This is a genomic window from Pseudarthrobacter sp. WHRI 8279 (genome assembly GCF_040224115.2).
Classification (GTDB): domain Bacteria; phylum Actinomycetota; class Actinomycetes; order Actinomycetales; family Micrococcaceae; genus Arthrobacter.
In genome coordinates, this window is record NZ_CP168162.1 from 2633292 (window position 1) to 2649469 (window position 16178).

Below are 16178 nucleotides of genomic sequence, written 5' to 3' on the forward strand. Positions count from 1 at the left end.
AGAAGCCGCCACCAGTCTGGCAGCATTGGCGTGGTGAAGAGCCTTGAAACCGATCGGCTATTCCTCCGGCAATGGAAGCCGGAGGACGCCGGCTTTGTACTGGACCTCTTCTCGCGCTGGGAGGTACAGCGTTTCATTGGCAACCATCCCCAGGTGATGCGGGACCGGTCCCAGGCCGACGAGCGCATCCGCGCCTGGCAGCAGATGGACAACCCCGTCCACGGTGTCTGGGCAGTGCAGTTAAAGGAACAGCTGCAAGGACAGGCCGGGCTGCGCGGCCATGGCAGCAGCGGTGGCCCGAGCCCTGGCACTGATCAAGACCTTCCTGCCCCGCTTGCCGGCACCCTGCTCCTCAAGTCCATTCCGGCCTCGGGCGATGACATGCCGTTGGAGCCTTCAGGGGACACCGAAATTGGCTGGCACTTCCACCCGGATTACTGGGGGCATGGCTATGCGACTGAAGCTGCGGCAGCGGTCCTGTCCTACGCGTTTGCGAGCGGCCTGGAAAAGGTGGTGGCAGTGACCGCCCCAGCCAATATAGCCTCGCAGAGCGTCTGTTTGCGGATCGGGATGAGGCATTGCGGGCAAACTCGCAGGTACTACAACGCGCTGTGTGAGCTCTTTGAAGCGAAAGCCCCGCACAAGCCAAGGACCACGCTGAGGCGGGGACCTGGCGAAGGCGGGGAGTACGACGCCGGGAGGCAGCGCCGTCGTCCGTCCGCCTAAGCCGTACCTTTCCACAGCCGCTGCCACCAGGGGCGCGCAGGCTGCGGTTCCGCCGGAGGCTCGGCGGGGCGGGCCGCCCGGCGCTGGCGCCACCGGCCCACTTCGTCCTCAACATCCCTGGTTTTGGTGATAACCGGCGGCCCGCCCTGCAGCTGGCGGCGGGCGTCGATGACGCGGCGGTTGAAATCCTGCAGGATGTCCCGGACCTGCTGCTCCGTGTACTGGGCGTCGAGCCTGGCATCAAGTTCGGCGTCCTCCTTCCGGAGCAGGATGGCCGCCGGACCGAGGCCGCTGATGTTTTCCCGCTGGATGAGGCCCTTGACCCACCAGTCGGGATCGTACGACTCCCCCAGCCCCGGAATTGGCTTGCCGGCGTACTTGAGGTTGTCGAACTTGCCCTGCGCCATGGCGTCCCGGACAAGGTATTCGGCCCGGGCGGCGTCGCTCACCTTCTTGCGCTTCTCACGCTCCTTCTCTTCAAGGGCGTCCAGCTCCGCTTCTTCCTCTGCGCTGATGCCTGCCCCGCGGTAGGAACGCATTTCGGCAGCACGCTCCAGGCGCTTCCGGTACTCTGCTGCACCGCTCCCCATTGCCGTCACCGCCTCACCTTTTTCCCAACGTCCCCCTTCCAGTATTCAGAAGCCTTTGGCCGGGTTCAACGCCCGCCTTCGCTTCACTTAAGCTGGGCAAGCGGGGGCCACACAAGGAGGAGGCAGTGCCATGGATGCCAACGGAGAAGCTGAGCGTTCGGCAACTTTCAGCTGGACAGATCCGCGCGTGGGCCTTGAGCACCTGTCCCGCTTGTCCGGGCTGGACTACCTCACCGGGATGCGGGACGGGACCATTCCTCGGCCGCCCATGGCGTCCTTGATGAACCTGGCCCTTGTTGGGGTTGAGCCGGGGTCAGCTATCTCCGCCCCATCACCCTCGAGCACGGAGTGCTCCGGGCCGAAGGTACCGTGATCAAACCGGGATCGAGGGTGATCTTCGCTGAGGGACGCATCTTCGGGCCGGCCGGTGAAGTCCTGGCCACCGCCACCAGTTCGCTCCTGGTTTTGGCCCCCGGCCCCGGCCCGGTAGGGCGTCCAAGCCAGCCCCGCGAGCCCGGGAAAGACTGAAGCGTACGACGGCGGGACGTCCCGCCGTCGTACGCTTTCGTTGTGCTTCTGGTGCAGTAAGCCGTTCAGGCGTGAGCGTGTTCGGCGAGGATCGCGTCAATCTGGCCTACAGCCCCGGTCATGCCCTCCTCCATGCCCATCTGAACCATCTGTTCCATCTGCTCTTCGGATTCGAAGATGGTGGCAACGGTCATGGTGGTGCGGCCGCTGCTCTCCTCAAGCGTGACCGTGACGTGGGTGCTCCCCATGGCCTCCACGGGCGCGCCGTTGTCGTCCGCGAAACCGTCGTCGAACTCCAGCCTGGCAGGCGGCTGGATGGAGGTGAAACTCCACCACCCGCCGGCTTTCTCCCCCTGGGGACCGGTCATGTAGTAACCGGCCCTCCCGCCTGGCTCGAAGTCGAACTTCTCGAAGGTGGCGGGCCAGGTGGGCGGCCCCCACCACCGCTCGAGCTGGCGCGGGTCTTCCCAGAGCTGCCAGACGCGCTCGACGCCGGCGTCGAACTCAGCGGTGAGGATGAAGCTGAGCGCCTCAAGATTCTTGGTGGTACCAGTAACGGACATTGCAGAACCCTTCCTTATCCTTCAGCCAGAATGCTGGCGATCTGGTCGACGCGCTGCCGCCAGATCGCCTCATACTCGTCGAGCAGCCGCCGGGCTTTTTGCAGGCCTTCATGGTTTCCCCGCACGATCTGCTCCCGTCCGCGCTTTTCCTTGGTCACCAGGGACGCGCGTTCCAACACCGCAACATGCTTTTGGACTGCGGCGAAGCTCATGGCATAGAGGGCAGCGAGGCCGGACACCGAATATTCGCCCACTGTCACACGGCGGACAATATCGCGGCGGGTGGAATCGGCGAACGCCTGGAAGAGGCGGTCCAATTCGGCTTCACGAAGCTGATCTACAACCATTTGGTTGTACGATAGTCCTGCCCGCCCATAGTGTCAATGGCCTGTGGAAATGGGCCTGCCGCTGTCCCGGGCAGGGCGTCCCGGGCGGTATCTTGATGGCCATGAGCATCTTCCTCGCCGGCGCCGGGCCGGACCCTGCGGCCTTTCCGGAGGTCTTTGACCGCTTCGCCGAGGCCGTCAGCCCGCGTTCCCGCCAGGAGGCGCCCGCCCGGGTGGCGGTGGTGGTCCACGACCGCCACGGGAACCCGGAAAGCCTCCTCCCGGTTTACGTGGATCCGCTGCTCGCGCGGATTGAAGTGGAGGTGGTGCCGGTCCTGCTCGATGCGGGCGCACCCTGCGATCCCTCCGTGTTCGACGGCGTCGACGGGCTGGTGGTGGGCGGCGGACTGACGCCGGGGTACTGGGAAGGGCTCGCCGCCTCGGCACGCGCCATTTCCGCGGCAGTTGCCGGCGGGGTGCCCTACCTCGGCTTTTCCGCCGGGGCCATGATCGCACCGAAGCGGGCGCTGCTGGGCGGTTACCTCAGCCGCGGCATTGAGGTCTGCGGCGAAGAATGCTCTGAGGGCTTGGCTGAGCTCGAGATCCGGGACGGCCTGGGCCTCGCCCCGTTCGCAGTTGATGTCCACGCAGCCCAGGCCGGCACGCTCAGCCGCGCGGTGGGAGCCGTGGCTGCCGGGCTGGTGGAGAGGGCTGTGGCCGTGGACGAGGACACCGCACTGGTGCTGGCAGCGGCAGGCGAGGACACCTTCGAGGTACTGGGCCATGGCAACTGCTGGGACATCCGCCGGTCCGGCACGGCCTGCATCGTCTCCGTGCTGCGGGCGGATTAAGGGCCCGGACGGAGCGGCGCCAAGACCATTCCTTTAGGCGTCGAAGTGCGTTTTGGCCCTGTCCCCGGTCAGTTGCTCAATCAGTTCCGCCGCGACGTCCCGCAGCTTCTGGTTGCGGTTGCTGGAGACCTTGGTGAGGATGTCCATTGCCTCCGCCTGGGTGCACCTGTTCTGGGCCATGATGACACCGCACGCCAGGTTGATGGCCGTCCGGCTCTGCATGGCAGCTTCAAGGTTGTCCGCCCGGCTTTGCGCCGTGTCGAGACGGACCGAGAGATGAAGCGTGTTGTGCGCGGCCGCGGCGAAACCCAGGGCCTTCTCATACACATTGGTGGTGAACATGCCAGGCTTCTGCGCAAAGAAATTCAAAGCGACGCTGGCATCACTGTTAATCTCCAGCGGCACTCCGAGGGAACTGCGGATGTTCGCCTCGGAAAGCTGCCGGGTCAGCTCCGGCCAGCGGCCATCGGTGGCGACGTCGTCAATAATCACCGGGGACATTTCCCGCAGGGCTTTGATGCAGGGGCCGTCTCCAACCACCTGCTCCACCTGGTCCAGCTCCACCGCCCGCCGGCTGCTGCCGGCTACCGTGGTGGGCTTGCGCCGGAGCTTGAGCGTGACGGCACACTCGATATGGTCACCCGCCACCTCGGAAACGGATGCAGCGGCAAGCCCGGCAAGCCCCGTGAGAAACTCAACAACGTTTTCCGCGCCGACCAGAATGCTCTGGAGCTCTTCTATTGGTTCTTTCTCCGGTGCACTCGACATGCGCCCATCTTACTGTCCCGCCTGCCGCAGGGCAGTGGAGAAGCCTCCCATGTTTGCCCGATCCACGCCGCGAACCGTCTTTGAAGGCGGACCTCCGGACTTGGCCCTATGCTGAAACCATGGCGCAGCAACTTCCCCTTGATGAGCTCAGCACTGTCATAGCTCGGATCCAGGGGCTGCTCCTCACGGAGGAAAAAGTCACCACAGCCGTCCGGCTCCTGGCCCAGGCCGCCAAGGAGTCCGTTCCAGGCACCATCGGAGCAGGCGTGTCGCTTTTGGATGCCCGCGGACGCCGCACCAGCAGCGGCTATACCGACAGCATTGTGAGACAGGCCGATTCCACCCAGTATGAGTGCGGGGAAGGACCGTGCCTGGCTGCATGGGCAGCCGAGGAGCCCGTGCTGGTCAAGGACCTGGCGAATGAGTCCCGCTGGCCGGAGTGGCGCAAGGCCGTCGCCGGGCTACCAATAACGTCAGTGGTCAGCGCTCCCCTGATGGCCGGCCGCGAAACCCTCGGTGCCCTGAAACTGTATGCCGCTACCCCTGGCGTGTACGACGAAACGAGTGTCCGACTGCTCCAGCTCTTTGCGGCCCCCGCGGCCACCCTGCTCGCGCATATCCAGGCCAGTGAGGCCCCCCAAAGGATGACCGAGGGCCTGCAGGCCTCCCTGTACAGCCGCGATGTGGTGAACAGGGCGTGCGGAGCGCTGATGGAGCGGTTCGGGATTCCCCACGAGGCAGCACTGCAGCGGCTGATAAAACTTGCCCGCGACGAGAACGCTGCACTGCAGCACGTCAGCGAACGCGTCCTGGCCGGGACGCTGCCTGCCGGATCCTAGGAACGCATGGGTTTCGATCCGAACGAACCGGAACAACGCCGCCGGCTCCGCGCTGCCATCAAGGCGGCGGATATCCCTGTGTCCGAACTGTGGCTGAAGTATTTCAGTCTCTCGGGCGACGCCGGGGAGTATGAGGTGGAAGCCTACCTGCAGGGGCTTCTTTCGCTGCCGCCGGTGCAGCGCGATCTGCTGGCCCTGGCGGCCAACGAACTCATTGACGACTTGCCCCGGCCGCGCGCACCCTACTCGGATGACTTCCCCGAGTCCGGCGATGTCCCTGGCTCCCCTACTGAGGGACAGGGCGGCCGAGCAGAGGGGCCAGGGCGGCAAGCGGACGATTAGTCCGCAACCCTCCCCGTATCAATAGGTCCGGGACCGGCGTAGTGTCGGTAGTAGGAGATTTCGGGGATGCGGGACATCCGGGGTTGAATACTCGGGCCAGCCAGCGTAGAGAGCAGCGGCCGCCAGCCAGGGGTTAGCCTTCTGGTGCATCCAGGGATCGAGGCCTCATGGCCAAGGAAAGCACGCTCACCACATCGGACAGGATGCAGGACCTGCTGCTTGAAAGTCCCGGGTTCCCCGAATTCCTCCTGGGACTGGCCACCCTGTCGGCCTCCCTGCTTGGTTCAGACGGCCAGATTACGTGCACCATCACGGTGGAGCGCGACGGCGGGCTGGCCACGGTCGCCAGCAGCAGCGAGGAGGGCCGGAGGCTGGACGAGACCCAGTATGCCTTTGGCGAAGGCCCCTGCCTGACCGCCCTGCGCCAGCAGCGCCTCGTTCGGGTTCCGGACCTGCTGGGCGACGAGCGCTGGAATGGATATACCGGAGCGGCAAGCCAGGAGGGGGTTCGTTCCGTGCTGGCCATCCCCATTCCCACGGACGCTTTCTCCCATGCGGGGCTGAACTGCTATGCACGGACCATCGATGCCTTCAACGAGGAATCCGTGGTGCTCCTGGAGCAGCACGCAGCGTCCATGTCCAGGGTCCTCCGGATCGCGCTGCGCCTGCATGGGGCGGACGTCCATCCCGAACACCTTAGGGCAGCCCTGAAATCCCGCGCCGTTGTGGATGCGGCCGTGTCCCTGATCATGCTCCAGCACAGGGGCGGTCGGGACGGCGCCCTGCAAATCCTCCGCCTGGCGGCGAAGTCCAGCAACCGTAGAATGCACGCGATCGCCCATGACATCGTGCTGGGAGCTGAGCTCCCTGCAACCCAGCAGGACGGAGCGTAGGGATGTATCCCTACGGGGCCGACGGGCCCGAACCGCCGGACTGGACAGGGGAAGAACGCAACGGAACTGCCAGGCGATTCCGGGACGCGGACCTGGCCCTGGACAAACTTTGGGTCTACTACTACGGCATCGGCGGCGATATTGATGAGGTCTCACTGGACGCGTACCTCCATGACGCCCTGGACATACCGGCAGCGCAGGTGAGCCTGATTGCCACAGCCATGACGGAAATGTCGGAAGGGGAAGCACTGTGACGGCCTACGGAAACAGCACAGGCAGCTTCGGATTCAACTCGGGTGCGCGCGACCTGCCTGACGTCGACATGCGGCTGCTGGATATGGTCCTGGACAATGGCGATATCGCAGCGTTCCTTACGGATCTGGCGGTTGTTGCCGCCTCCCAGCTCTCCGTTCCGGGGAATCCGGTCCATTGCGGGGTCACCGTGATCCGCCACAAGAGGCCGGAGGCCGTAGCCAGCAGCGATGCGGAAGCGCGCGCCCTGGACGAACTGCAAAACGGATTCGGCGACGGCCCCTGCCTCACCGCGCTGCGCAGCAAGACGTGGCTGCTGGTTCCGGACCTGGGCGTCGAACAACGCTGGCCCGCCTACACCAAGGTTGCCAGGGCCCAGGGGGTAGCCTCGATCCTTGCCATGCCGCTGGATCTTGACGGTGAGGCAGAAGCTGTCCTGAACCTCTACGCCGGCCGAAGCCACGGCTTTTCAACGGATGACATCGCCACCGTTGAAGCGTTCACAAAGCAGGCTGCCAGTGCAATTCGGCTGGTCCTCCGGATCACCCAACTCAGCGAGGCGCGCAGCGACCTCTCCTCTGCCCTAAGGTCCCGGACTGTCATTGACATGGCTGTGGGAGCGATCATGGCCGAGAACCGGTGCACCAGGGACACCGCATTCGGCATCCTCACCAAGGCTTCGAGCACCCGCAACGTCAAGCTCCGCGAAGTGGCGGCGTCCGTGATCGCCTCCATCTCCGGCGAGAAGGAGATCGACACCTACTTCGACGAGTAGTGTCCGATGGGCCGTGGAGCAAAGGTCCGTCCGGGAAGGACGTGATCAGACTCACGCGCAACATTCTTGAGGCAGCCCAGTCCTGCTGGGCACTATGGAAGGGATCGGCAGGCAACGCCTCCCCAGCGGAGCACGGGACTGCCAATGGCCGGTGTGCTTGGTCACATCGGGCTTGATCCGGTTGCCAACCCCTTCGGCAACCTGCACCATTGAAGTACGGGAACGCGCTTTCCCATGCAGTACCGCCTCATAGACGAGGCCACGGCCCGGTCAAAGAAGATTCCAGGCCGCCAACCGCAAGAAATGGAAGTTGAATAATGACGTTCGATGCCACTGACTCCGTGACCCTGAAAATCTGGGACCGCTCCGCCCTGCACCACACCCTTGACTCCGCCGTCAGCGAGCTGTCCGCGCGGCACAACACCACTACCTGCCGTGTCGCCGTTACCTGCAGCGGACCCAACACCTTCACCCTGAGCCTGCGCGGCGAAGGCAAGGCTCTGGCCTCCGCCTAGGGTGCCACCGCTGAAAGGCAAGCGGACGACGCCGGCACCTCCCGGCGTCGTCCGCTTCCGTTAAGCGGGGCGGGCTTCCTTGCCCCGCCCCGGCACGTGGCAAAGTAAAATGTGAGGAATCCAGGCAGAAGCGCCGTCCGAGCATCAAAGGTAACCATGAGGCAGCAACCACGTGCGCACGCCGAACCCGGCGCGCCGGGCACACCACAGGCAGACCCAGGACACCAGGGCACCAGCCAGCAAGGCACCAATCCGCCGGGCACCGCGTCACTTTCACTGGTTCCCGCGGCCCTTGTCTCGGCGTCGGGCTTCCTGCTGTTCGCATGGCAGGACCGCCTGTCCGGGTTCCTGCTCCTGGCCGCCGCCCTGGTTGTGGCCGGATTCATCAGCCGCAGGCTCCTGATCGACTTGGCCCTGATCGCCGTGGGCCTGACGGCCATGAGCCTGGTCCCCATCACCACGGACATCAGCACCGAGCACATGATGGTGATGGGAACCGCCATGATCCTCGCCGTCGGCATTCCCTATTCCGTCTCAAGGTTCGTCACCAAGGACCACGCCATCCGGTTCCCCATCAGGACGGGCCAGCCCTGGACGCGCGCCGAAAAGTGGTACCTTCCCGCCGTCCTGGTGATCGGGTATGCGCTGATGCCGGTCTACATGATCCGGACCGGCGTCTACACCAACTGGCCGGCTGTGAGCGACCCGGACGGCATCGCCCGGCTGTTCCTCGGCACCAACGTGCTGGGCATCTGGGACGAGCTCTTCTTTATCTGCACGGCGTTCACCCTGCTGCGCCGGCACCTGCCGGACTGGCAGGCCAACCTGCTGCAGGCGGTCCTGTTCACCTCGTTCCTCTGGGAGCTGGGCTTCCACTCCTGGGCTCCCTTCTTCATCTTCCCCTTCGCCCTGTTGCAGGCCCGGCTGTTCACGGTGACCAAGTCGCTGTCCTACATCGTCAGCGTCCACCTCTTGTTCGACTTCGTGCTGTTCCTTGTCCTGATCCACTCCCACAACCGCGAGTGGATAGATATCTTCCTGTACTGAAGTCCCCCGGCACGAAAGCGAACCACCACCTTGGATACTCCGGCCCGCGGCAACACCCGTTTTGACATCGCTTCCCTGCCGTTGCCGGTTATCCAGGCGCCCATGGCGGGTGGGCCGTCCACTCCGGAGCTGGCCGCGGCGGTGAGCTCCCGGGGAGGACTGGGCTTCCTGGCCGCCGGCTACAAGGCCGCGGCGGCGGTGAAGGCGGAGATCGAGGCAACGCGGAAGCTGACCGGTGCCCCCGTGGGCGTCAATGTCTTCGTCCCGCAACCCTCAATGGTCAGCCGCCGCGCGCTGGAAGAGTACGCCCTGTCCCTGGCTCCGGATACACAGCGTTTCGGCGTCACCCTGGGAGATCCGCGCCATGACGACGACGACTGGGACAACAAGATCGATGTCCTGATGGAGCAGGTCCCCGAGGCGGTCTCCTTCACCTTCGACCTGCCGGACCCCGCCGTCATCGCCGCGCTGCAGCAACGGGGCGTGTGCGTCATTGCGACGGTAACGTCGCGGCCCGAAGCCGTGCGCGCTCTGGAAGCAGGCGTTGATGCGCTGTGCGTCCAGGGACCGGAAGCCGGCGGCCACCGCGGCACCTTTGACACAGCGCCGCGCCCGGAGGGGGAATCCCTGCACGGCCTGCTTGAAGAGCTGGCGGACCTCGGTGTGCCGCTGATAGCTGCCGGCGGGATTGCCACCGGCGCCGATACCCGTCAGGCCCTCTCCCGCGGAGCTGCGGCGGTCCAGGCGGGCACGGCGTTCCTCCGCGCGGACGAGGCCGGCACCAAGGCGGCCCACCGGCTTGCCCTGTCCTCGGGACGCTTCACCACCACGGGGGTCACGCGGGCCTTCTCGGGACGGAACGCGCGGGGGCTCCTCAACGAATTCATGCGCCGCCATGACGGCGGGGCTCCCGACGGCTATCCGGAGGTCCACCACCTCACCACTCCCCTGCGCGCAGCAGCGGCCGCTGCGGGGGATGCGGACTGGCTGAACCTGTGGGCCGGAACCGGATTCCAGCGGACGACGGCGGGTCCCGCCTCGGCCATCCTGGCTTCCCTTACGCCGTAGTCCGGAGGAGTTTTAGGCTTGGCCTATTCCTCGCCCGTGTCCTGCGCTTCCAGGAACCTGTCCATGGCTTCGCAGGCCCGTTTCCAGCGGGCGTTCAGGGCGTGCCGGCTCAACGGTTCGGACATGCCGTTGAGCACTTTCTCGATGGCATCAGATGCGGCGTCCCGGGCCCGGTCCTGCGCCGCCGGGGTGTAGTAGTTCATGCCGGTTATTCGTTGCGCCCGCAGCAGCGGATGGTGGGACTGCCCCTCCACGCACGACGGCGGCCGGCCCCTTCACGGGACCGGCCGCCGTCGAACGCGTTGTGCTGCTAGAGGGTGGAAGTGTCGATCACGAAGCGGTAGCGGACGTCCGAGGCGAGGACGCGCTCGTAGGCCTCGTTGATCTTCTCGGCCGGGATGACCTCGATCTCGGCACCGATGCCGTGCTCGGCGCAGAAGTCCAGCATCTCCTGCGTTTCGCGGATGCCGCCGATCATGGAGCCGGCGAAGGACCGGCGGCCGCCGATCAGTGCGAACGCGTTGACGGGGAGCGGCTCAGCGGGGGCGCCAACGTTCACCAGTGCACCGTCGAGTTTCAGCAGCTGCAGGTAGGAGCTGATGTCGATCGAGGCGCTGACCGTGTTGATGATGAGATCGAACGTGCCGGCGAGGTCGCTGAAGGTGCTCTCGTCGCTGGTGGCGTAGTAGTGGTCGGCGCCCAGCTTCAGGCCGTCTTCCTGCTTCTTGAGCGACTGGGACAGCACGGTGACCTCGGCGCCCATGGCGTGGGCGATCTTGACGGCCATGTGGCCGAGTCCGCCCAGGCCGACGACGGCGACCTTCTTGCCGGGTCCGGCGCCCCAGTGGTGCAGCGGGGAGAAGGTGGTGATTCCGGCGCACAGCAGCGGAGCGGCGACGTCGAGCTCGAGTGCTTCGGGGATCCGGACCACGAAGTCTTCGGTCACCACAACGTGGGTGGAGTAGCCGCCCTGGGTGATGGTGCCGTCGCGGTCAACGGCACCGTAGGTGCCCACGTTGCCCTTGAGGCAGTACTGCTCTTCGCCCTTCAGGCAGTTCTCGCAGTCCTTGCAGGAGTTGACCATGCAGCCGACGCCGACGCGGTCGCCCACGGCGTGCCTGGTCACCTCGGAGCCCACCTGGGTGACGACGCCGGCGATCTCGTGGCCGGGAACCAGCGGGTACTGCTGCGGGCCCCAGTCGCCGCGGACCGTGTGGATGTCCGAGTGGCAGATGCCGGCGAACTTGATGTCGATCAGGACGTCGTGGGGTCCGACTTCGCGCCGTTCGATGGTGGTGGGAATGAGGTCCTCAGTGGAGGACGGGGATGCATAGGCCTTGACGGTAGTCATGGGTCTCCTGGGGTTCTGTTGGGGGTTATTAAAATGCTACAGGGGCCGGATGCCATCAAACCGGATACGGGGGTCCGTAGCGGTGGCCCTGCTGTAACTGGTTCTGGCAGTCCTACCCTTGCCGGCCCTCGTACTCAGCATCGGTGATGTGCTCCGCCCAGGCTGTGGTGGCTGCCGGGTCTTCATGATTTTCGAGGATTGCCAGGTGTTCCATGAAGGTTCCGTTGGCTGAGGCATGCCAGTGTTCTTCGCCCGGCGGAGTGTAGAGGGTCTGGCCGGGGTGGACGTCGATGATGTTTCCGTCCCGGGTGCCGAAGCGTGCCACGCCGGAAGTCACATGGAGGTACTGTCCGCGGGCGTGCGAGTGCCAGGCCGTGCGGGCTCCCGGCGCGAAGCGCACCTTGGCAACCACGGCGCGCTGCTCCGGCCCGTGGGGGACCGCGATCATGTCAACCCAGACATCGCCGGAGAACTGTTCGGGCGGGTTCTTGACGGTTTCGCGGACAGGCTCGAGGTTCATGGTGTTTCCTTTCGGACGGGGCGTGCCTCCATCAAACCGGCTGCGTGGAAAGGTAGCGAGGGCACTGCTGAACCGGGTTTTGGCAGACCCTCCTTTGGGCGCCGGGATTCGTCGTAACGTGTCCTGTATGGATAACCGGGCCGAAGTACGGCAGTTCCTCTCCACGCGCCGGGGGCGCATCACTCCGGAACAGGCGGGCATTGAACCGTATGGCGGGCGGCGGCGCGTGCCCGGGCTGCGCCGGGAGGAAGTGGCCCGGCTCGCCGGAGTCAGCGTGGATTACTACACGCGGCTGGAGCGCGGGAACCTCTCTGGCGTTTCGGAAAGCGTCCTGGACGCAATCGCCGGTGCGCTGGAGCTGGACCGCGCCGAACATGACCACCTTTACGACCTCGCCAGGACCGCCAACATGTCCGGCCGGAAGCGTGCGGCTGCCCCCGCACCGTCAGGCGTGCGGCCCGAACTGCGGTACCTGCTGGACACCATCACCGGGGCGCCGGCCTTCATCGGCAACAACCGGATGGACATCGTGGCCGCGAACACCTTGGGCTACGCCTTGTACTCGGACATGTACCGGGGGCCCGGCCGGCCGGCCAACCATTCACGGTTTATCTTCCTGGAACCGAGGGCGCACAACTTCTACACGGATTGGGAGCGGGCGGCGAGCACCAACGTGGCCATCCTGCGGCGTGAGGCAGGCCGGAATCCGCATGACAAGGGCATTGCGGAGCTCATTGGCGAGCTGTCCATGCGCAGCGACGAGTTCCGCACCCGTTGGGCCGCCCATAACGTCCGGCGGCACTACGCCGGCACGAAGTTTTTCCAGCACCCCGTGGTGGGGCTGCTGGAACTGAACTACCAGGTGCTGGGGCTGGAAGAGGACCCAGGGCACTCGCTCACGGTCTATCCAGCCACGCCGGGCAGCCCGTCCGAGGAAGCGCTGAAACTCCTCGCCTCCTGGGCGGTGACGGAGAACATCGCGGAACTGGCCCAGGCGAACGCGCGGGGCTAGGCACCATACGGGCTAGGCGGGCGTGCCCTCTTGGGCCGGTTCCGCCGGTTCCTCCGGCTCAAGCCCGGATTCATAGCCGATGAGCCAGTGGAGGCCGTGCTGGTCGATCACCTGCCCGTCCGATGCGCCCCAGGGCTTGGGACCGAGCGGGTCCACCACCCTGCCGTCCACGGCAAGCTTGTCGAACCACTCGTGGAGGACTTCCGGTTCGGCTGTCCCCAGCAGGGATAGCATGACGCCTTCAAGGCGGACGCTGTTCTGCCCTTCCGCCGCGTCCGAGCCCGCCACGGCAACCACGCCTTTGAGCACTCCGTGGGCTATAGCGTCCGGCGGCCCGTCCTTGCGCCCGAAGTCCTCATAGCTGTGCAGGAAAAGTTCCCCGCCGAAGACCTCCGCGTAGAAACTCAAGGCTTCACGGGCTGTGCCGGGAAAGCTGACATAGATCTGGGGTGCCGTCATTCGCCCAGCATACAGACGGCGCGCGGTGCACCTGGGGACGACTCCCGGCTGCAGGCCAGCCGGCTGGGTTGGCGCGCCGGTGGCGGTCAGCTGCCCTCGCGCCGCCAGCGGTAGGGAGTGGTGGTGGAGACCTTGACCAGTCCTGAGCGTTCCAGGATGGGCCGTGAGAATTCGGTCGAGTCGCTGTGGATGAGGGTCTTGCCCAAGCGGAGTGCCGACTGTGCCCGGCGCGCGGTCAGGGCCCGGTAGATCCCGCGGCCGCGCCATTCCGGGCGAGTGGCGCCGCCCCAGATCCCGGCGAAGGCGGTGCCTTCCACCGGTTCGAGGCGGCCGGCACTGACAATCCGGCCGTCCGCCTCGGCCACCCACAGCTCCATCCCGTCCTCGAGTGAGAGCCGGTGCAGCAGGGCATCGGCCATCCCGTCCGAGACCGGATCGCCAAAAACTTCATCCTGCATGGCGCTCATCGCCCGGACGTCCTGCTCATCCACCACCTGCCGCACCACCACCGCGTCGGGCACCGGTACGGGAACGCTGAGTGCCTGTGCGCTGCCGATCATGATGGATTCCGGCGGATCAGGAACAAAGCCGTGCTCCAGGAGCGCCCCATGCAGCCCGGGAGCGTGGTCGTGGCCGCGCGTTTTCCATTCCACCCTGGTGGCTCCGGGATCAGCCAGGAAGTGGTCCACCGCTTCACGGACCAGCCGGCGGATGGCGTCCGAGCCTGCATCCCCAAGGTCCCGGTACGTCACAAATCCGCGGCCGTCCCGGAATGTTCCGAGGTGCAACGGGCCATGCTTTGTCACCGAGGCGGCGCCTGGTGTCTCGGCATCCGTGCGCAACTGGTCATCGTAGGCAGCCAGGAACCGTGCGGATTCACTCATTCCGCGAGTTTACTGGTGGCCGCAGGGTTCGGGTGCTTGGCCGCGGCGGACCCATCCGGGGTCTCCACCCCGGGCGGCTGGGGTTTGTAGACCCAGGCCACCAGGACCACTGAGATGATCATCAGCAGGAACCAGGCCACGAGTTTCTCCAACCCCACGGGCTCCCAGCCGTCCACCTGGCCGGGATACAGCCACGCGCCGGACCAGGTTGCGATGTTCTCGGCCACCCAGATAAAAAGCGCCACCAGCAGGAAGGCGACCAGCAGCGGCATCCTGTGATGCTTCCGGAACACCCGGAAGTGCATCACGCATCGGCCAAAGACAATCACGACGGCGGCGAGCAGCACCCAGCGCGCGTCCCAGATGTAGTGGTGGCTGAAGAAGTTGACGTAGATGGCCGCGGCCACGGCCGCCGTAACCCAGCGCCGGGGATAGTGGGCGAACCTTAACTCGAACAGCCGGTAGACGCGGACCATGTAGGAGCCAACGGCCGCGTACATAAAGCCGCTGAAGAGCGGAACAGCGCCGACCCGCAGGAAGCCCTCGGCCTCGTAGGACCAGGAGCCGGCGTCGGTCTTGAAAAGCTCCATGACAGTCCCCACCAGGTGGAACAGGATGATGACCCGCAATTCCTTCAGGGTCTCCAGCCTGAACACGATCATGAGGATCTGGATTACGATGGCGGCGAGGGTCAGGAAGTCGTTCCTTGCCAGTCCGGCCCCGTCCGGGTACCACAGCCGCGCCGCCATAAGCACCGCGAGCAGGGCGGCACCAAAGATGCACGCCCAGGCCTGTTTCAGGCCGAACACCACGAATTCGGTGAGCTTGGGCCGGATGCGGCCGGCAGCGGCGCTGGCCAGGAAGCGGCGCGCCCGTTCGTCAAGCCGCGCCTCCAGCGGCGTGGAGCTAAGCACTCACGCGCCCTGCCCGGCGGGAGAAAGTGTCCAGCTCCGAGAGGCAGTAGTTCTTGAACCAGTGCCGGAGGCCCTGCGGCAGCTTGGGGTAGGCCACGGCGAGCGCTTTCATGGTGCGGTGGAACCGGCGCTCATGGCGTCCGCTCCACGGCAGGCCGAAGTCATCGCGCAGATGGTCCGGGAGGAGGCCGGCCGTCAGGAACCTGGCGAACGGCATGATGGCGCGGTACCAGAGTGCGGCATGCTGTGGGTACAGGAGCCCGCGGCCCACGCGGATGGCGGCGTCGCTCGCCCGGAGGCCGGCCATGCGTTCGTCATAGTACCGGTTGAACGCCGCACGGTCCTTCGGCCACATGTCGGGCGGAAGCTGCAGGGCTGTCCCAAGCTTCGCGTAGTCCCGGTACATGGCATCGGCGGACTCGTCGTCGAGCGGACCGTAGATTTTCTCGATGATGACCAGCGCGGTGTCGTAAAGCGTCGCCGTGACCCACAGCTGCAGCTGCGGGTCGTAGGCGTTGTAGCCGGGCGTTTCGTGATCAGCGTCCCGGCGGACAGGGACGTGGGCGCGGTTCACCCTGCGCCGGACCTCTTTAACCTGCTCGTCCGTCCCGTAGGTGACGGCATATACATAGGTCAGGGTGCCCTTGAGCCTGTTGATCGGGCGGTCCGTGAAGGTGCTGTGCTCCGCAACGCCGCGGCCCACGCCCGGGTCCGCAAGCTGCAGCAGAATGGCCCGTCCCGCTCCCGCGAGCAGGATGACCTCAGCGTTTAGGTCCGCAAGTTGCTGCGCCATTCCATCAGGGTACCGGAGGGTCCAAAGGATGGCGCCGGGCCGGGAAGCCTCCTTACCTGGACCGGCCAGCGAACCTGACATCGCCAGCACGAGCAACGCCCGCCGAAAATCGAGTACCCACCACTCGTGCCCTCCATCGTCGCTGCCCGTAGCGTCCTACGA

23 protein-coding genes are annotated in these 16178 nt (G+C 65.7%); 12 read left to right on the forward strand and 11 right to left on the reverse strand.

The features are described 5' to 3' along the window. The first annotated feature begins 33 nt into the window (after window positions 1-33). Window positions 34-726: a GNAT family N-acetyltransferase gene (locus ABRP28_RS12125; RefSeq protein ID WP_350005597.1), complete on the forward strand. Its 693-nt coding sequence runs from the start codon at window positions 34-36 to the stop codon at window positions 724-726. On the opposite strand, the gene ABRP28_RS12130 is transcribed toward ABRP28_RS12125, so the two are convergent. Further along, a complete protein-coding gene (locus ABRP28_RS12130) occupies window positions 723-1316 on the reverse strand; it encodes a DUF1992 domain-containing protein (protein ID WP_350005659.1) in 594 nt (197 codons plus the stop codon). The genes ABRP28_RS12125 and ABRP28_RS12130 overlap by 4 nt on opposite strands. 130 nt (window positions 1317-1446) lie before the next feature. Here ABRP28_RS12130 and ABRP28_RS12135 point away from each other — a divergent pair, with 130 nt between their 5' ends. Further along, entirely contained in the window at window positions 1447-1689 is a 243-nt protein-coding gene (locus ABRP28_RS12135) for a hypothetical protein (protein ID WP_350005599.1), read from the forward strand. Window positions 1690-1909: 220 nt separating this feature from the next. Here ABRP28_RS12135 and ABRP28_RS12140 read toward each other — a convergent pair whose 3' ends face one another. Beyond that, window positions 1910-2407: an SRPBCC domain-containing protein gene (locus ABRP28_RS12140; RefSeq protein WP_350005603.1), complete on the reverse strand. Its 498-nt coding sequence runs from the start codon at window positions 2405-2407 to the stop codon at window positions 1910-1912. A 14-nt stretch (window positions 2408-2421) separates the two neighbouring features. Then, the gene (locus ABRP28_RS12145) at window positions 2422-2754 is read right to left on the reverse strand and encodes a metalloregulator ArsR/SmtB family transcription factor (protein WP_350005605.1); all 333 of its coding nucleotides are present in this window, start codon (window positions 2752-2754) and stop codon (window positions 2422-2424) included. A 101-nt stretch (window positions 2755-2855) separates the two neighbouring features. On the opposite strand from ABRP28_RS12145, the gene ABRP28_RS12150 reads away from it, so the two are divergent. Further along, on the forward strand, window positions 2856-3584 hold the full coding sequence (locus tag ABRP28_RS12150) for a hypothetical protein (protein WP_350005607.1): 729 nt from the start codon (window positions 2856-2858) through the stop codon (window positions 3582-3584). 33 nt (window positions 3585-3617) lie between these two features. Here ABRP28_RS12150 and ABRP28_RS12155 read toward each other — a convergent pair whose 3' ends face one another. Beyond that, complete coding sequence (locus ABRP28_RS12155; RefSeq protein WP_350005609.1) at window positions 3618-4352, reverse strand: GAF and ANTAR domain-containing protein; 735 nt, start codon at window positions 4350-4352, stop codon at window positions 3618-3620. A 119-nt stretch (window positions 4353-4471) separates the two neighbouring features. Here ABRP28_RS12155 and ABRP28_RS12160 point away from each other — a divergent pair, with 119 nt between their 5' ends. The 8 genes from ABRP28_RS12160 to ABRP28_RS12195 all read left to right on the forward strand — a co-directional run bounded on the left by ABRP28_RS12160 (window position 4472) and on the right by ABRP28_RS12195 (window position 10083). Further along, window positions 4472-5191 (forward strand): GAF and ANTAR domain-containing protein, encoded by a 720-nt coding sequence (locus ABRP28_RS12160; RefSeq protein WP_350005611.1) that lies wholly within the window; start codon window positions 4472-4474, stop codon window positions 5189-5191. A gap of 6 nt (window positions 5192-5197) precedes the next feature. Further along, window positions 5198-5533, forward strand: coding sequence for a hypothetical protein (locus tag ABRP28_RS12165; protein WP_350005613.1), 336 nt, complete (start codon window positions 5198-5200; stop codon window positions 5531-5533). A gap of 167 nt (window positions 5534-5700) precedes the next feature. After that, window positions 5701-6426, forward strand: a complete 726-nt coding sequence (locus tag ABRP28_RS12170) for a GAF and ANTAR domain-containing protein (RefSeq protein WP_350005615.1) — start codon at window positions 5701-5703, stop codon at window positions 6424-6426. Between the two features lie 2 nt (window positions 6427-6428). Then, on the forward strand, window positions 6429-6680 hold the full coding sequence (locus ABRP28_RS12175; protein ID WP_350005617.1) for a hypothetical protein: 252 nt from the start codon (window positions 6429-6431) through the stop codon (window positions 6678-6680). Next, window positions 6677-7453, forward strand: coding sequence for a GAF and ANTAR domain-containing protein (locus ABRP28_RS12180; protein ID WP_350005619.1), 777 nt, complete (start codon window positions 6677-6679; stop codon window positions 7451-7453). Before ABRP28_RS12175 ends, ABRP28_RS12180 begins: the two co-directional genes overlap by 4 nt. A gap of 317 nt (window positions 7454-7770) precedes the next feature. Further along, window positions 7771-7968 carry a hypothetical protein gene (locus ABRP28_RS12185; RefSeq protein ID WP_066279129.1) on the forward strand — a complete coding sequence of 66 codons (198 nt, stop codon included), beginning with the start codon at window positions 7771-7773 and terminating at the stop codon, window positions 7966-7968. A 276-nt stretch (window positions 7969-8244) separates the two neighbouring features. Continuing rightward, window positions 8245-9015, forward strand: coding sequence for a type II CAAX prenyl endopeptidase Rce1 family protein (locus tag ABRP28_RS12190; protein WP_350005661.1), 771 nt, complete (start codon window positions 8245-8247; stop codon window positions 9013-9015). A gap of 30 nt (window positions 9016-9045) precedes the next feature. Beyond that, window positions 9046-10083: a nitronate monooxygenase gene (locus ABRP28_RS12195; protein ID WP_350005621.1), complete on the forward strand. Its 1038-nt coding sequence runs from the start codon at window positions 9046-9048 to the stop codon at window positions 10081-10083. A gap of 23 nt (window positions 10084-10106) precedes the next feature. Here ABRP28_RS12195 and ABRP28_RS12200 read toward each other — a convergent pair whose 3' ends face one another. The 3 genes from ABRP28_RS12200 to ABRP28_RS12210 form a co-directional block, all read right to left on the reverse strand. After that, entirely contained in the window at window positions 10107-10286 is a 180-nt protein-coding gene (locus ABRP28_RS12200; protein ID WP_188731601.1) for a hypothetical protein, read from the reverse strand. Between the two features lie 107 nt (window positions 10287-10393). Continuing rightward, complete coding sequence (locus ABRP28_RS12205; protein WP_350005623.1) at window positions 10394-11434, reverse strand: NAD(P)-dependent alcohol dehydrogenase; 1041 nt, start codon at window positions 11432-11434, stop codon at window positions 10394-10396. Between the two features lie 112 nt (window positions 11435-11546). Then, window positions 11547-11954, reverse strand: a complete 408-nt coding sequence (locus ABRP28_RS12210) for a cupin domain-containing protein (RefSeq protein WP_350005625.1) — start codon at window positions 11952-11954, stop codon at window positions 11547-11549. A gap of 127 nt (window positions 11955-12081) precedes the next feature. Here ABRP28_RS12210 and ABRP28_RS12215 point away from each other — a divergent pair, with 127 nt between their 5' ends. Further along, the gene (locus ABRP28_RS12215) at window positions 12082-12966 is read left to right on the forward strand and encodes a helix-turn-helix transcriptional regulator (RefSeq protein WP_350005627.1); all 885 of its coding nucleotides are present in this window, start codon (window positions 12082-12084) and stop codon (window positions 12964-12966) included. A gap of 12 nt (window positions 12967-12978) precedes the next feature. On the opposite strand, the gene ABRP28_RS12220 is transcribed toward ABRP28_RS12215, so the two are convergent. The 4 genes from ABRP28_RS12220 to ABRP28_RS12235 all read right to left on the reverse strand — a co-directional run bounded on the left by ABRP28_RS12220 (window position 12979) and on the right by ABRP28_RS12235 (window position 16016). After that, window positions 12979-13425, reverse strand: coding sequence for a VOC family protein (locus ABRP28_RS12220; RefSeq protein WP_350005629.1), 447 nt, complete (start codon window positions 13423-13425; stop codon window positions 12979-12981). An 86-nt stretch (window positions 13426-13511) separates the two neighbouring features. After that, window positions 13512-14309: a GNAT family N-acetyltransferase gene (locus tag ABRP28_RS12225; protein ID WP_350005631.1), complete on the reverse strand. Its 798-nt coding sequence runs from the start codon at window positions 14307-14309 to the stop codon at window positions 13512-13514. Beyond that, on the reverse strand, window positions 14306-15223 hold the full coding sequence (locus tag ABRP28_RS12230) for a DUF817 domain-containing protein (protein ID WP_350005633.1): 918 nt from the start codon (window positions 15221-15223) through the stop codon (window positions 14306-14308). Before ABRP28_RS12230 ends, ABRP28_RS12225 begins: the two co-directional genes overlap by 4 nt. Beyond that, window positions 15216-16016, reverse strand: coding sequence for an oxygenase MpaB family protein (locus tag ABRP28_RS12235; RefSeq protein ID WP_350005637.1), 801 nt, complete (start codon window positions 16014-16016; stop codon window positions 15216-15218). The genes ABRP28_RS12230 and ABRP28_RS12235 overlap by 8 nt, the downstream gene beginning before the upstream one ends. Window positions 16017-16178 lie beyond the last annotated feature (162 nt).

Bases quoted from the DNA above. Each gene is read 5' to 3' on its own strand.
- ABRP28_RS12200 (WP_188731601.1), bottom strand. From the start codon at position 10,286: ATGAACTACTACACCCCGGCGGCGCAGGACCGGGCCCGGGACGCCGCA.
- ABRP28_RS12140 (WP_350005603.1), bottom strand. From the start codon at position 2,407: ATGTCCGTTACTGGTACCACCAAGAATCTTGAGGCGCTCAGCTTCATC.
- ABRP28_RS12150 (WP_350005607.1), top strand. From the start codon at position 2,856: ATGAGCATCTTCCTCGCCGGCGCCGGGCCGGACCCTGCGGCCTTTCCG.
- ABRP28_RS12160 (WP_350005611.1), top strand. From the start codon at position 4,472: ATGGCGCAGCAACTTCCCCTTGATGAGCTCAGCACTGTCATAGCTCGG.
- ABRP28_RS12185 (WP_066279129.1), top strand. From the start codon at position 7,771: ATGACGTTCGATGCCACTGACTCCGTGACCCTGAAAATCTGGGACCGC.
- ABRP28_RS12135 (WP_350005599.1), top strand. From the start codon at position 1,447: ATGGATGCCAACGGAGAAGCTGAGCGTTCGGCAACTTTCAGCTGGACA.
- ABRP28_RS12225 (WP_350005631.1), bottom strand. From the start codon at position 14,309: ATGAGTGAATCCGCACGGTTCCTGGCTGCCTACGATGACCAGTTGCGC.
- ABRP28_RS12215 (WP_350005627.1), top strand. From the start codon at position 12,082: ATGGATAACCGGGCCGAAGTACGGCAGTTCCTCTCCACGCGCCGGGGG.
- ABRP28_RS12175 (WP_350005617.1), top strand. From the start codon at position 6,429: ATGTATCCCTACGGGGCCGACGGGCCCGAACCGCCGGACTGGACAGGG.
- ABRP28_RS12165 (WP_350005613.1), top strand. From the start codon at position 5,198: ATGGGTTTCGATCCGAACGAACCGGAACAACGCCGCCGGCTCCGCGCT.
- ABRP28_RS12220 (WP_350005629.1), bottom strand. From the start codon at position 13,425: ATGACGGCACCCCAGATCTATGTCAGCTTTCCCGGCACAGCCCGTGAA.
- ABRP28_RS12130 (WP_350005659.1), bottom strand. From the start codon at position 1,316: ATGGGGAGCGGTGCAGCAGAGTACCGGAAGCGCCTGGAGCGTGCTGCC.
- ABRP28_RS12145 (WP_350005605.1), bottom strand. From the start codon at position 2,754: ATGGTTGTAGATCAGCTTCGTGAAGCCGAATTGGACCGCCTCTTCCAG.
- ABRP28_RS12170 (WP_350005615.1), top strand. From the start codon at position 5,701: ATGGCCAAGGAAAGCACGCTCACCACATCGGACAGGATGCAGGACCTG.
- ABRP28_RS12210 (WP_350005625.1), bottom strand. From the start codon at position 11,954: ATGAACCTCGAGCCTGTCCGCGAAACCGTCAAGAACCCGCCCGAACAG.
- ABRP28_RS12235 (WP_350005637.1), bottom strand. From the start codon at position 16,016: ATGGCGCAGCAACTTGCGGACCTAAACGCTGAGGTCATCCTGCTCGCG.
- ABRP28_RS12205 (WP_350005623.1), bottom strand. From the start codon at position 11,434: ATGACTACCGTCAAGGCCTATGCATCCCCGTCCTCCACTGAGGACCTC.
- ABRP28_RS12155 (WP_350005609.1), bottom strand. From the start codon at position 4,352: ATGTCGAGTGCACCGGAGAAAGAACCAATAGAAGAGCTCCAGAGCATT.